The organism is Micromonospora sp. NPDC049240 (genome assembly GCF_040647835.1).
Classification (GTDB): domain Bacteria; phylum Actinomycetota; class Actinomycetes; order Mycobacteriales; family Micromonosporaceae; genus Micromonospora.
Genome location: NZ_JBEZCX010000010.1, coordinates 146,621 through 159,652 on the forward strand (window position 1 = coordinate 146,621; position 13,032 = coordinate 159,652).

Here is a 13,032-nt window from a genome sequence, read left to right on the forward strand (position 1 = left end):
CTCGTCAGGGAATCATGGGGTGGTGAGCACCCCTCGCGAGCACTCCGACGGTCCGCCGCCCATCCTCGACCCCGGCACGCCCCGCAACGGCCGCCCGACGCGCGGGGCGGACGGGCGGTTCCGGCCGTCCCGGCCGCCCGAGGAGCGCCTCGGGGCCGACCCGGACGCGGCCGGCGCCACCGGGCTGGACGAGCCGCTCGACCCGGTCGAGGGGCCCGGCCCGATCGCCGGCCCGCGGGACGAGCCGCCAGCCGCGGAGCCGCTGCCGGAGGATCGCTTCCTCAACCGGGAGCTCTCCTGGCTCGACTTCAACGCCCGGGTGCTCGCGCTCGCCGAGGACCCCCGGACGCCGCTGCTGGAGCGGGCGAAGTTCCTGGCCATCTTCGCCGGGAACCTGGACGAGTTCTACATGGTGCGGGTGGCCGGGTTGAAGCGCCGGCTCTCCGCCGGCCTGCCGGTGCGCGGCGGCGACCGGCTGCCGCTGCGCACCCAACTCGACCTGATCACCGAGAAGGCCGCCGACCTGGTCGCCCGGCACGCCGCCTGCTTCGTCGACGACGTGCTCCCCCGGCTCGCCGAGGAGGACGTCCGCATCCTGCGCTGGAGCGAGCTGGACGACGCCGAGCGGGAGCGGCTGCGCACCTGGTTCCGGGAGCACATCTTCCCGGTGCTCACCCCGCTGGCGGTCGACCCGGCGCACCCGTTCCCCTACATCTCCGGCCGGTCGCTGAACCTGGCCGTCTCGGTGCGCGACCCGGACGGCGGCTCCGAGCTGTTCGCCCGGGTCAAGGTGCCGAACAACGTGCCTCGGTTCGTCCGGGTCGCCCGGGACCGGCCCGGCGTCCGCTTCCTGCCGGTGGAGGACCTCATCGCGGTCCACCTGGGCCAGCTCTTCTCCGGCATGCAGGTGGTCGAGTGCCACCTGTTCCGGGTCACCCGCAACGCCGAGGTGGAGGTCGACGAGGACCGCGACGAGGACCTGCTCCAGGCGCTCGAACGGGAGCTGGCCCGGCGCCGGTTCGGCCCGCCGGTGCGGCTGGAGGTGGCCGCCTCCATCTCCGACCACATGCTGGAGCTGCTCGTCCGCGAGCTGGACATGGACGACCACGACGTGCTGCGGGTCCGCGGCCTGGTCGACCTCTCCGCGCTCTGGCAGGTGTACGGCGAGGCCGACCGCCCCGACCTCAAGGACCGGCCGTTCGTGCCGGCCACCCATCCCCGGTTGACCGAGGGCGAGGTGCCGCGCAGCGTCTTCGCCACCCTGCGCGACGGGGACGTGCTGGTGCACCACCCGTACCACTCGTTCGCGACAAGCGTGCAGCGCTTCGTCGAGCAGGCCGCGGCCGACCCGAACGTGCTCGCCATCAAGCAGACGCTGTACCGCACCAGCGGCGACTCCCCGATCGTCGACGCGCTCGTCGACGCCGCCGCCGCCGGCAAGCAGGTGGTGGTGCTGGTCGAGGTGAAGGCGCGCTTCGACGAGGTGGCCAACATCGGCTGGGCGCGCACCCTGGAGCGGGCCGGCTGCCACGTGGTCTACGGCCTGGTCGGCCTGAAGACGCACTGCAAGACCGCGTTGGTGGTGCGGCAGGAGGGCAACCAGATCCGGCGCTACTGCCACATCGGCACCGGCAACTACCACCCGAAGACCGCCCGGCTCTACGAGGACTTCGGCATGCTCACCGCCGACCCGGAGATCGGCGCCGACCTGACCGACCTGTTCAACGTGCTCACCGGCTACAGCCGGCAGACGGCCTTCCGGCGGTTGCTGGTCGCGCCGCAGGGCATCCGCAGCGGCCTGATCGAACGGATCGAGCGGGAGATCGAGCACGTCCGGCTGGGCATGCCGGGCCTGGTGCAGTTCAAGGTGAACGCGCTCGTCGACGAGGAGATCACCGACGCGCTCTACCGGGCGTCGCGGGCCGGCGTGCACGTGGACCTGCTGATCCGGGGCATGTGCACGCTGCGGCCGGGCGTGCCGGGGCTGTCGGAGAACATCCGGGTCCGGTCGATCCTCGGCCGGTTCCTGGAGCACTCGCGCATCTTCCGGTTCGGCAACAACGGCGACGCCGAGTTCTGGATGGGCTCGGCCGACCTGATGCACCGCAACCTGGACCGCCGGGTGGAGGCGCTGGTGCAGGTGAGCGACCCGGTGGCCCGCGCCGAGCTGGACCACGTGCTGGCCGCCGCGTTCGCTCCCGAGGTGGACGCGTTCGAGCTGGCCGCGGACGGCACCTGGCACCGGCGTACCGGCGACGGCGACACACCGTCGACCCATCTCCAGGAACTGTTGCTGCGTCGGGTCGGTGGCCGGGCGGACTGAGCGACGCGCGACACGCGGCGGGCGGGCATACGGTGATCCGATGAGCGACGACGAGCCGGTGCGGATCCGGGCGGCGGGCGGGGTCGTCTGGCGTCCCGGCCCCGGCGGTGTCGAGGTCTGCCTGGTGCACCGCCCCCGGTACGGCGACTGGTCGCTGCCGAAGGGCAAGCTGGACGCCGGCGAGCACCCGCTGGCGGCGGCCGTCCGGGAGGTGGCCGAGGAGACCGACGTGCGGGCGGTGCCGCAGGTGCGCCTGCCCACGGTCCGCTACCGCAGCGAGGGTCGCGCCAAGGCGGTCGACTGGTGGTCGATGCGGGCGGTCGGCAGCGGCGGTTTCCAGCCCGGCACCGAGGTGGACGACGTGGCCTGGTTCCCGGTCGACGCGGCGGCCCGCCGGGTCAGCTACCCGCACGACGCGGAGGTGATCGCCGCGTTCGCGGCGCTGCCGCCGGTCACCACGACCGTGCTGCTGGTCCGGCACGCGCACGCCGGCAAGCGGGGCACCTGGTCCGGTCCGGACACCGGCCGGCCGCTGGACGCCGAGGGGCGGGCCCAGGCGCGGGCGCTGGTTCCGCTGGTGGCCCTGGTCCGCCCGGCCCGCCTGCTCTCCGCCTCGGCCCGCCGGTGCGTGCAGACGCTGGATCCGGCGGCGGCCCGGCTGGACCTGCCGATCGAGGTCTGCGGCGACCTGGACGAGCCGGGGCCGGGCCAGCAGCCCGAGGAGTGCGCGTTGGCCGCCGCCGCGCGGCTGGCCGCGTTGGCCGCCGCCGGGGAGCCGGTCGCGGTGTGCAGCCAGGGCAAGGTGATCCCGGGCGCGCTGGAACGGCTCACCGGCCGCGCCGACGACTTCACCACCGCCAAGGGCGGCGGCTGGCTGCTCCCCTTCGCCGGCGACCGTCTCCTCCTCCCCGACCGCTTGTAAGGCCGGGCCCCCGGTTAACGCCTCCGGTATAGCCGGGGCCCCTTCTCACCACCGCCGCGCCGGACCGGGCCGGCGGCGGGCGGGGGCTCACGGCAGGGTCAGGGTCAGGCGCACCGGGAGGTGGTCGCTGGCCTCGGTACGCGGGGCGCGCGCCTCGGCGGCGGTCACACCCGGCGAGACGAAGACGTGGTCGATCTGGGTCCGCGGGTCGTCGGCCGGGCTGGTCCGCAGCGGCCGGGCCGCGACCAGCGCGTCCACCAGACCGGCGCCGGTGAACTCGGCGAACGCCGGGTCGGCCGGCTCGGTGTTCAGGTCACCGCCGAGCACCAGCGGCCGGCCGGCCGCGTACCCGCGGGCGAACGTGGCCGCCTCGCGGGCCTGCTCCACCGGGTCCCGGCCGGGCGGCGGTTGCAGGTGGGTGGCGACCACGGCCAGCTCCCGCCCGCCGAGGTCGAGCGTGACGCCGAGGACCTGCGCGCCGGTCGGCGCGCCGTGCGCGGGCAGCGGCCGGGTCCGACCGGAGCGCGCCGGAAACCGGCTGAGCACCGCGTCGCCCCAGACCGGGTCCGCGGCGGGCGCGAAGACGTACGGCATCCGCAGCCGCGCCGCCAGCAACGCCAACGTGTCGTGGCCGCCGTTGAGCCACCACCCGCGGTCCACCTCGCTGAGCAGCACCACGTCCGCCCCGCGCAACGCCCGGGCCACCGCGTCGAGGTCCAGCCGGCCGTCCAGGCCGAACCCCATCCGGATGTTGTACGCGGCCACCCGGACCGTGGCCGGCGCGACGCCGGGCCGCGGGGCGGACAGCGGCGTGTGGTGGAACACGGGCACGAGCGCGGTCGCCAGCACCAGCGCGGCCACGCTCCACCGCCGGGCCCGCCCGGACAGCTCCGTCGGTGACCAGGTCGGCCCGGCAACGGCCACCAGGCCGACCAGGAGCGCCGTGGCGACCGGCACCCACCCGTTGGGGTACCCCAGGTCGTATGCGGCGTAGTAGGCGACCGTGGCCGCCGCGAAGACCACCGTCCCCCCGACCGCCGCCCGACCGCGCCGCGCCGCGGCGCGCCCGTCCGGCACGTCGCCGCCGGGCGCGGCCGTGTCGGTGGCGGCCAGGCAGCCGCCGAGACCGGCGGCGGTGAGCAGGTACGCCGGCCCGAGCCGCCCGGCGGCGAACAGCGCCGCCCCGGCGAGCAGCGCGACCGGCCAGAGCACCCGGGCCGGCCGGGCCAACCGGGCCGGGGGCCGGTACAGCGCGGTCACCAGGAACAGCGCGACCGCCAACGCGCCCCACGGCACGACGCCGACCGGGGCGCGGGACAGACCGGGGAAGCCGGCCGGGCCGACACCCGAGGCGGCCGCCCACACCGCCGGGGCGAGCGCGATCTGGTTGGCCAGCAACAGTGCCGGACCGCAGAGCAGCCACGCCCGGCGGCCGGCCGCCGACGGCTCCCCCGGCGCCGCGCCGGTCAGTGGCGCGGGCACGGTCGCGGCCAGGAACGCCGCCACCAGCGCCACGCTCAGCGTCCAGCCGAGCGCGCCGCCGCGCCAGACCAGGTCCTCGGTGCCGAGCAACGCGTGCCCGGCGGCGGCGCCGGCCAGGCCGAGCGCCAGCCCGGGCACCGGTCGGTCGACGCGGGCGGCGGTGGCGGCGAGCCAGGTCAGTCCGGCGAGCAGGCCGGCGCACGCGAGCCAGAGCTGGGCGCCGCCACCGGGCGCGGCGGTGAGCGCCAGCCGGGCGGCGGCGAGCACGCCGGCCGCGGCGAGGCCGACCGGGCGGGCGCCGAGCCGACGGACCACGGTGGGCGCGGCAAGCGCGAGCAGGAACCAGCCGAGCGCGAACGCGCCGAGCAGTTCGGCGGGTGTCTCGGCGGCGCGGCCGAAGAGCGTGATGACCGACGGCAGCCAGACCCGCAGGACGTCCAGGAAGACCGCGACGCCCAGGGCGAGCGCGACGGTGGAGAGGTGACGGTGCCGCACGGGCGCCTCTTCTCGTGACCGAGGGGGTTTCGGCACGGCGATTCTGCGGGCCGGTACGGCGGGTGGTCAACGCGTACCGACGAATCGAGGGCGCCCACCGCGAACGGTGGGCGCCCTCGATCGGGCCGTCCGGTCAGCGCCGACTGGCGGCCTTCTTGGCCGGTGCCTTCTTCGCGGGTGCCTGCTTCGCCGCCGTGGTCTTCTTGGCCGTGGCGGACTTCGCCGCGGTCGTCTTCTTGGCGGCGGGCGCCTTCTTCGCCGTGGCGGACTTCGCCGCGGTCGTCTTCTTCGCCGCCGTGGCCGTCTTGGTCGCGGTGGCCTTCTTCGCCGGCGCGGCCTTCTTGGTCGCGGCGGTGGTGGCCTTGGTGGCCTTCGCCGCCGTGGTCTTCTTGGCGGCCCCGGTGGTCTTCGCCGCCGTGGTCTTCTTCGCCGCCGCCGTGGTCTTGGTGGCGGCGGTGGTCTTCTTCGCGGCGGTGGTGTCCTTCGGAACCTTGCCGCTGGCGACCATCTCCTTGAAGCCCGCACCCGCCCGGAAGGTCGGGACGGAGGTCTTCTTGACCTTCACCGCCTCGCCGGTCCGCGGGTTGCGCGCTGTTCGGGCCCCACGTACCCGCTTCTCGAACGCTCCGAAACCGGTGATCGCCACCTTCTCGCCCTTGGTGACCGCCGCCTGGACCTCAGCGAGAACCGCGTCGAGCGCGGCCGTCGCCGTCTTCCGGTCCCCCAGGCGAACGGCGAGCGCCTCGATGAGCTCGGCCTTGTTCACGACTTCCTCCCGATTGTGCAACTGACTCGACGCGAGCCATTCTGCGCGCACCGTATGCCCTGTGCTGCCTGGACACAAACATTCGGTGGAAAAAAGCCCTTGTGTCGCAACGGATTCGCCCCCACCGGCCGGGCCGGTGGGGGCGAAAAGGGGGTCGGGGTCAGGCGATGGAGGGCAGGAAAGCCGGCCGGGCGGCCTCGTACGCGCCGATCTCGGCCTCGTGGCGGAGGGTGAGTCCAATGTCGTCCAAGCCCTCCATCAGCCGCCACCGGCTGTGGTCGTCCAGCGGGAAGGCCCAGGTGGCCTGCCCGGCGTGGACCTGGCGGGCGGTGAGGTCGACGGTGACCGCGGTGGTGGGCTCGGATTCCACCAGATCCCACAGTTCCTCGACGGCCTTCAATTCCAACTCCACCGGAAGGAGACCTTCCTTGAGGGCGTTGCCCCGGAAGATGTCACCGAAGCGGGGCGAGATCACCGCCCGGAAGCCCCAGTCCCGCAGCGCCCAGACGGCGTGCTCGCGGGACGAGCCGGTGCCGAACTCGGGGCCGGCGACGAGAATCGACGCCCCCGCGTAGGCGGGGTTGTTGAGCACGAACGACGGGTCCTCCCGCCACGCGCTGAAGAGACCGTCGGCGAAGCCCGTCCGGGTCACCCGCTTGAGGTACACGGCGGGGATGATCTGGTCGGTGTCCACGTTGGACCGGCGCAGCGGCACGGCGGTGCCGGTGTGTGCGGTGAACTTGTCCATCTCTCGGCTGCCCTTCTACAGGTCGGCGGGGGCGGCCAGCCGGCCGACCACGGCGGTGGCGGCGGCGACCGGCGGGGACACCAGATGGGTACGTCCGCCCCGGCCCTGGCGGCCCTCGAAGTTGCGGTTGGATGTCGAGGCGGAGCGCTCCCCCGGCTTCAGCGTGTCGGGGTTCATGCCGAGACACATGGAGCAGCCGGCGAACCGCCACTCGGCGCCGGCGTCGGTGAAGACCTGGTGCAGCCCCTCGATCTCGGCCGCCTCCCGGACCGCGGCGGAGCCGGGGACCACGAGCATGCGTACGCCGTCGGCGACCCGGCGCCCGCGCAGCACCTCGGCGGCGGCCCGCAGGTCCTCCAGCCGGCCGTTGGTGCAGGAGCCGACGAAGACCACGTCCACCGCGAGGTCGCGCAGCGGCGTGCCGGGGGTGAGGTCCATGTACTCCAACGCCCGGCGGGCAGCCACCCGTTCCGGCTCGGTGACGAACTCCTCCGGGTCCGGCACGGCCGCGCCCAGCGGCACGCCCTGACCCGGGTTGGTGCCCCAGGTGACGAACGGGGTGATCCGGCCGGCGTCCAGCGTCACCTCGGTGTCGAACGTCGCGCCGTCGTCCGTGGGCAGCGTCCGCCAGAACTCCAGCGCCGCGTCCCAGTCGGCCCCCTGGGGCGCGTGGGGCCGCCCCTTCAGGTACGCGAACGTGGTCTCGTCCGGCGCGATCATGCCCGCCTTGGCGCCCCACTCGATGGACATGTTCGCGATCGTCATCCGCCCCTCCATGGAGAGGTCCCGGATCGCCTCGCCCCGGTACTCGACGATGTGGCCGCGCCCGCCGCCGGTGCCCACCTGCGCGATCAGCGCGAGCACCAGGTCCTTCGCGGTGACGCCGGGGGCCAGCTCGCCGACGACGTTCACGGCCATCGTCCTCGGCCGGGCCTGGGGCAGCGTCTGGGTGGCCAGCACGTGCTCCACCTCGCTGGTGCCGATGCCGAACGCGAGCGCGCCGAACGCGCCGTGGGTGGCGGTGTGCGAGTCGCCGCAGACGATCGTCATGCCCGGCTGGGTGAGGCCGAGCTGCGGGCCGATGACGTGCACGATGCCCTGGTTCTCGTCGCCGAGCGGGTGCAGCCGCACGCCGAACTCGGCGCAGTTGCGGCGCAGCGTCTCGATCTGGGTGCGGGAGGTGGGGTCCGCGATCGTGAGCAGGTCGCCGCGCCGGGAGCGGAACGCCGGGTCGTCGTACCCGGTAGGGGTGTTGTGGTCCTCGGTCGCGATGGTCAGATCGGTCCGGCGGACGCCGCGACCGGCCAGGCGCAGGCCGTCGAACGCCTGCGGGCTGGTCACCTCGTGCAGCAGGTGCAGGTCGATGAAGAGCAGGTCCGGCTCGCCGGCGGCGGAGCGGACCACGTGCGCGTCCCAGACCTTCTCGGCCAGGGTCCTCGGTTGAGTGACTCCCACCATCTGGACATCCTAAATTCTGGGAGGTAAATTTCGGCTTGTGGGACACAGTATGAGCGGTGTCGGCGTTCTCGACAAGGCGGTGGTCATCCTGGCCGCCTGTGTCGACGGCGCCAGCCTGGCCGAACTCGTTGAACGCACCAAGCTGCCCCGGGCCACCGCGCACCGGCTGGCGCAGGCGCTGGAGATCCACCGGATGCTGGTCCGGGACACTCAGGGGCGATGGCGCCCCGGGCCACGCCTGGGCGAGCTGGCGAACGCGGCGCCGGACGTGCTGCTCACCGCCGCCGAGCCGCTGCTCGCCGCGCTGCGCGACGCCACCGGCGAGAGCGCCCAGCTCTACCTGCGCCGCGCCGACGAGCGGATCTGCGTGGCCGCCGCCGAACGCGCCAGCGGCCTGCGGGACACCGTCCCGGTCGGTTCGGTGCTGCCGATGGTCGCCGGCTCGGCGGCGCAGATCCTGCTCGCCTGGGAGCCACCGGAGGCGGTCATGCCGCTGCTGCCCCGCTCCAAGTTCACCGGCCGCACGCTGGCCGAGGTGCGCCGGCGCGGCTGGGCGCAGAGCGTCGCCGAGCGGGAGGCGGGCGTGGCGAGCGTCTCGGCCCCGATCCGCGACCGCACCGGCCGGGTGATCGCCGCGATCAGCATCTCCGGCCCGATCGAGCGCCTCGGCCGCCGTCCCGGCGAACGCCACGCCATGGCCGTCGTCCGGGCCGGCCAACGCCTCTCCGGCCTCTGACCCCCGCCGGGCGCAGAGGATCCCGGCGAAACGGCGAACGGCCCGCCTCGCGAGAGCGAGACGGGCCGTTCGGTGAGCTGTAGCCCCGACCGGATTCGAACCGGCGCTACCGCCTTGAGAGGGCGGCGTCCTGGGCCACTAGACGACGGGGCCAGGCACTTTTCCTGCTTCACCACCCTCGCGGGCGGTGCGGGAGTAGTCTAGCGGCACCGCTTCCGGCGCCGCCGCGGGGGGTCGCCCCCGCGAGGCTGCCGAGCACACCGGGGCCGAACAGCAGAACAGCCCGCCCCGAGAACGGGACGGGCTGACGGTGCTGTAGCCCCGACCGGATTCGAACCGGCGCTACCGCCTTGAGAGGGCGGCGTCCTGGGCCACTAGACGACGGGGCCAGAACTTTCGTGCACTCCGGCAGTGGCAACTGCCGGAATCCAGCGACCGGGATTCTCACGAACCCGCGGTTGCGCTGGGGTACCAGGACTCGAACCTAGACTAACTGAACCAGAATCAGTCGGGCTGCCAATTACCCCATACCCCATTGGCCCCTTGCGGCGCCGGGAATGAACTTTACCCTCCCGCCGCCAGCAGGCCAAATCCAACCCCCCGAACCGCACCTGAGCTGCGGAAACAAGGCATCGGACGGATCAGGCGACCGGAACGACCGGGTTGCTGAGTTCCCCGATCCCCTCGATCCGCACGGTGACCGTATCCCCCTCGGTGAGCGGGCTAACCCCCGCCGGCGTGCCGGTGAGCACCACGTCGCCGGGCAGCAGCGTCATCACGTGCGAGATGTACGACACCAGACCCGGCACGTCGAACACCATGTCCTTGGTCCGGCCGAGCTGGCGCACCTCCATCTCCTCCGGATCGCGTCCCACCTCGCAGCGCACCTCCAGGTCGCGGACGTCCAGCCCGGTGGTGATCCACGGCCCGATCGGGCAGAACGAGTCGAAGCCCTTGGCCCGGGTCCACTGCCCGTCGGACCGCTGGAGGTCCCGAGCGGTGACGTCGTTGGCGCAGGTGTAGCCGAAGATGGCCCGCTCGGCGGCGGCCCGGTCGGCCCGCCGCGCGCCGGGGGCGCCGATCACCACGGCGAGTTCCGCCTCGTGCTCCACCTGCTTGGAGAAGATCGGCAACCGGATGGCGTCCCGGGGGCCGATCACCGAGGTGGACGGCTTGAGGAAGAGCAGCGGCTCCTTCGGTACCTCGCTGCCGTGCTCGGCGGCGTGCTCGGCGTAGTTGCGACCGACGCAGACCACCTTGCTCGGCAGGATCGGCGACAGCAGCCGGACGTCGGAGAGCGCCCAGCGGGCGCCGGAGAACTGGATCTGCCCGAACGGGTGGCCCTCGATCTCGGCGATGGTCAGGCCCTGCGGCCCGGCCTCCGGCTCGCCCTCGACGACCCCGAACGACATTCCCTTGGCATGAGCGAAACGAGCGATACGCACCGGGCCAATCTATCCCGCACCGGCCCGCCGGCCGCCGGAGACCGGCAGGTGATCCCGGCCTCGACCGGTGCGCCAGGATACGCCGGCTCCCGCCGACCGGGAGGAATATGCCGGCTTCGTACCCGCCCGGCGGGCCCCGGCCCATAGCTTCGGGTCCGGAGGTTCGTTGGTATGCCTGCATCGAGACGACACCACAGGACCCTGGCCGTGCTGGTGAACTGCCTCGGCGTGCTCGCCGCCGTGCCGGCGCTGCCCCCGGCGGCGCCCCGGGCGGTCGCCGCGCCCGCCCGGTCGGCCCCGCCACCGGCCCTGGCCGCCACGCCGGTCCGCCCGGTGGCGGCGGCCACCCCGATCCCGACCGGCGTGCCGGCGGTGCCCCCCGCGGTGCCGACCACCGGCCCGGCGCCGGTGCAGCCGTCGATGCCACCGGTGAGCCTGGCCGTCGGCGCCGCCGGCACCCCGGCGCCGGGGTACCGGATCGAGGTCCGCAACGCCGGCCCGGCGCCGGTCGAGACGATGGTCCGGCAGGAGCTGCCGACCGGGTCCCGGGCCACCTTGGTCACCGGCGGCGGGCAACGCACCGGCCCGGTCGGGGCGACCACCGGCGAGGTGACCTGGCGGCTGCGCCTGCCGGCGCGGAGCACCACCACGCTGCACACCGCGCTCGCGGTCACCGGCCAGGACCGTTCGGTGACGGCTCCCGCCTGCGTCTACGGCACCGACGGCACCCGCCCGTACGACTGCGCCACGGCGACCTGGGTGGGCGCGGCCACGGCCCCGACGGCGCCGGCGACGGCCGCCCCGGCCTGGCGCCGCCCGCCGGTGCTGCTGGCCGCGGCGACCGCGCTTCTGGTGCTCGTCGGCGGGGCGCTGTGGTGGACGGCGTGGCGCCGGCGGCGGGCTGCCCCGGCGGTGAGCGTCGCCAGGTCCGCCACGGGCCCGACCGGCCCGGTGGGCGCCGCCGGACCCGGTGCCGTCCCGCCCGGCCCACCGGTCGGCCGCGAGACGGGCGGCCCGACGGACCGGGGCACGGTCTACCCGCGCCCGGCGCTGCCGACGCCCACCGTCCGGCGGCGCCGCCCGCCGGTCTGGTTGACGGTCGGCGTGGCGGCGGCGGTACTGGCCGGCGTGGTCGGCGCGGCGGCCTGGACCGCGACCCAGCGGGTCGCCGCGATGGACACCACCAAGCAGCCGACCAGCGGCGCCTGGGTGGGCAGCAGCGTGACCGGAGCGCTCGGCGTGCCGCTGCGCGAGACCGCGTTCGAGTTCACCGTCTACCGGATGAGCTGCGGCACGGGCGTGGTGCCGGCGGCGCCGGCCGGCGGGCGGCCCTGCCTGGCCACGGTCGGCGTGCGCAACCTCACGTCGGAGCAGCAGACCTGGCACGGGCAGTTGCAGCGCGCGTACCTGCCGAGCGGCAACTGGGTGGCCGCGGACGAGGACGCCACCCGGGTGGCGAACCTGGGCCGGGACGTGTTCGCCCAACCGGTGGCCGCCGGCCGGCGGGTGCTGCTGCCGCTGGTGTTCACCGTGCGCGGGGCCGAGCCGCCGAAGCAGTTGGAGCTGCGCAGCGGCGTGTTCTCCGCCGGCGTGCGGGTGGACGTGGACTGACCGGGGGCCGGGCGGCGGTCGTACCCTGGGTGCGTGACCGCCGCCCTCGCCCCCGCCGCCGTGCTCGACGCGGCCGACTGGCGGGCCCGCCGGCGCGACCACGAGGAACGGGTCGACGCCTGGCTGACGCCGCACCTGACCCGCCGCCGCACCGGCGTGAAGCACCCGGTGGAGGACTTCCTCTTCACCTACTACTCGCACCGGCCGGCCCAGCTGCGCCGCTGGCACCCGGGCGCGGGCGTGGAGCTGCGCGACGCCGACCCGGCCGGGTTCGGCCCGGACTACACCGCCGGCGCCGCCGGGCTCACGCTCGACACCGACCGGGTACGCACCCGCCGCGCCGAGTCGATCTCCTGGATCCGGACACTGCTGGCGGCGACCGCCTCCCGTCCGGCGCACCTCGGCTGCTTCGGCACGCACGAGTGGGCGATGGTCTACCGGCAGACCCAGGAGCAGGTGCGGCACAACGCCTGGCCGCTGCGGCTGAGCCCGGCGGCGACCGCGGCGGTGGTCGAGGAGCGCGGCGTGCGGTGCAGCCACTTCGACGCGTTCCGCTTCTTCACCGCGCCGGCCCGGCCGCTGAACGTGCTCCAGCCGACCCGGGAACGCCAGCACGCGCTGGAACAGCCGGGCTGTCTGCACGCCAACATGGATCTCTACAAATGGGCGTACAAACTCTCCCCGCTGGTGGCCTCGGAACTCGTGGCCGACTGCTTCGCGCTGGCGCGCGAGATCCGGACGCTGGACATGCGGGCCAGCCCGTACGACCTGGCCGACCTGGGCCACCCGCCGGTGCGGGTGGAGACGCCGGAGGGCCGGGCCGAGTACGCCGCCGCCCAGCGCGGGTTCGCCGAGCGGGCCGCCGGCCTGCGCGCCCGGCTGCTGGCCGCGCTGGACCACGTCGTCCCGGCCTGAGACCCGCTCGTCCCACGGCGGCTATGGCACTTTGCCGCGCCGAACCGACGCTGACGCTGTCGCGCGCCGGGCGTGTCGCGCGCCGGGAACAGACCCGCTGCGAGCGGTATGCCTCCTGGTCATAATTATGA

10 protein-coding genes and 3 tRNA genes are annotated in these 13,032 nt (G+C 74.6%); 5 read left to right on the plus strand and 8 right to left on the minus strand.

Annotated elements, in window-relative coordinates; all coding sequences use genetic code 11:
* The first annotated feature begins 22 nt into the window (after positions 1–22).
* Positions 23–2,323, plus strand: coding sequence for an RNA degradosome polyphosphate kinase (locus AB0B02_RS17360; RefSeq protein ID WP_357301225.1), 2,301 nt, complete (start codon positions 23–25; stop codon positions 2,321–2,323).
* Between the two features lie 40 nt (positions 2,324–2,363).
* Positions 2,364–3,245 (plus strand): NUDIX hydrolase, encoded by an 882-nt coding sequence (locus tag AB0B02_RS17365; RefSeq protein WP_357301228.1) that lies wholly within the window; start codon positions 2,364–2,366, stop codon positions 3,243–3,245.
* 87 nt (positions 3,246–3,332) lie between these two features.
* Here AB0B02_RS17365 and AB0B02_RS17370 read toward each other — a convergent pair whose 3' ends face one another.
* The 4 genes from AB0B02_RS17370 to leuC form a co-directional block, all read right to left on the minus strand.
* A complete protein-coding gene (locus AB0B02_RS17370) occupies positions 3,333–5,222 on the minus strand; it encodes an endonuclease/exonuclease/phosphatase family protein (protein WP_357301230.1) in 1,890 nt (629 codons plus the stop codon).
* A gap of 133 nt (positions 5,223–5,355) precedes the next feature.
* Positions 5,356–5,988: an HU family DNA-binding protein gene (locus tag AB0B02_RS17375; protein WP_357301235.1), complete on the minus strand. Its 633-nt coding sequence runs from the start codon at positions 5,986–5,988 to the stop codon at positions 5,356–5,358.
* 160 nt (positions 5,989–6,148) lie between these two features.
* Positions 6,149–6,736, minus strand: coding sequence for a 3-isopropylmalate dehydratase small subunit (leuD, locus tag AB0B02_RS17380; protein WP_357301238.1), 588 nt, complete (start codon positions 6,734–6,736; stop codon positions 6,149–6,151).
* 15 nt (positions 6,737–6,751) lie between these two features.
* Positions 6,752–8,194 (minus strand): 3-isopropylmalate dehydratase large subunit, encoded by a 1,443-nt coding sequence (gene leuC / locus AB0B02_RS17385; RefSeq protein WP_107156143.1) that lies wholly within the window; start codon positions 8,192–8,194, stop codon positions 6,752–6,754.
* Positions 8,195–8,243: 49 nt separating this feature from the next.
* Between leuC and AB0B02_RS17390 the strand changes: the two genes are divergently transcribed.
* The gene (locus AB0B02_RS17390) at positions 8,244–8,930 is read left to right on the plus strand and encodes an IclR family transcriptional regulator (RefSeq protein WP_091084913.1); all 687 of its coding nucleotides are present in this window, start codon (positions 8,244–8,246) and stop codon (positions 8,928–8,930) included.
* Between the two features lie 80 nt (positions 8,931–9,010).
* Here AB0B02_RS17390 and AB0B02_RS17395 read toward each other — a convergent pair.
* The 4 genes from AB0B02_RS17395 to AB0B02_RS17410 all read right to left on the minus strand — a co-directional run bounded on the left by AB0B02_RS17395 (position 9,011) and on the right by AB0B02_RS17410 (position 10,375).
* Positions 9,011–9,083 (minus strand) — tRNA-Glu (locus tag AB0B02_RS17395).
* A 163-nt stretch (positions 9,084–9,246) separates the two neighbouring features.
* Positions 9,247–9,319 (minus strand) — tRNA-Glu (locus AB0B02_RS17400).
* A 74-nt stretch (positions 9,320–9,393) separates the two neighbouring features.
* Positions 9,394–9,465: transfer RNA gene (locus tag AB0B02_RS17405), tRNA-Gln, on the minus strand.
* Between the two features lie 106 nt (positions 9,466–9,571).
* A complete protein-coding gene (locus tag AB0B02_RS17410; RefSeq protein WP_107156144.1) occupies positions 9,572–10,375 on the minus strand; it encodes a fumarylacetoacetate hydrolase family protein in 804 nt (267 codons plus the stop codon).
* Positions 10,376–10,546: 171 nt separating this feature from the next.
* On the opposite strand from AB0B02_RS17410, the gene AB0B02_RS17415 reads away from it, so the two are divergent.
* Positions 10,547–11,986: a hypothetical protein gene (locus AB0B02_RS17415; RefSeq protein WP_357301243.1), complete on the plus strand. Its 1,440-nt coding sequence runs from the start codon at positions 10,547–10,549 to the stop codon at positions 11,984–11,986.
* 33 nt (positions 11,987–12,019) lie between these two features.
* Positions 12,020–12,901 (plus strand): 3-methyladenine DNA glycosylase, encoded by an 882-nt coding sequence (locus AB0B02_RS17420; protein ID WP_357301246.1) that lies wholly within the window; start codon positions 12,020–12,022, stop codon positions 12,899–12,901.
* The last annotated feature ends 131 nt before the right edge of the window (positions 12,902–13,032 follow it).

Bases quoted from the DNA above. Each gene is read 5' to 3' on its own strand.
- leuC (WP_107156143.1), bottom strand. From the start codon at position 8,194: ATGGTGGGAGTCACTCAACCGAGGACCCTGGCCGAGAAGGTCTGGGAC.
- AB0B02_RS17390 (WP_091084913.1), top strand. From the start codon at position 8,244: ATGAGCGGTGTCGGCGTTCTCGACAAGGCGGTGGTCATCCTGGCCGCC.
- AB0B02_RS17365 (WP_357301228.1), top strand. From the start codon at position 2,364: ATGAGCGACGACGAGCCGGTGCGGATCCGGGCGGCGGGCGGGGTCGTC.
- AB0B02_RS17415 (WP_357301243.1), top strand. From the start codon at position 10,547: ATGCCTGCATCGAGACGACACCACAGGACCCTGGCCGTGCTGGTGAAC.
- leuD (WP_357301238.1), bottom strand. From the start codon at position 6,736: ATGGACAAGTTCACCGCACACACCGGCACCGCCGTGCCGCTGCGCCGG.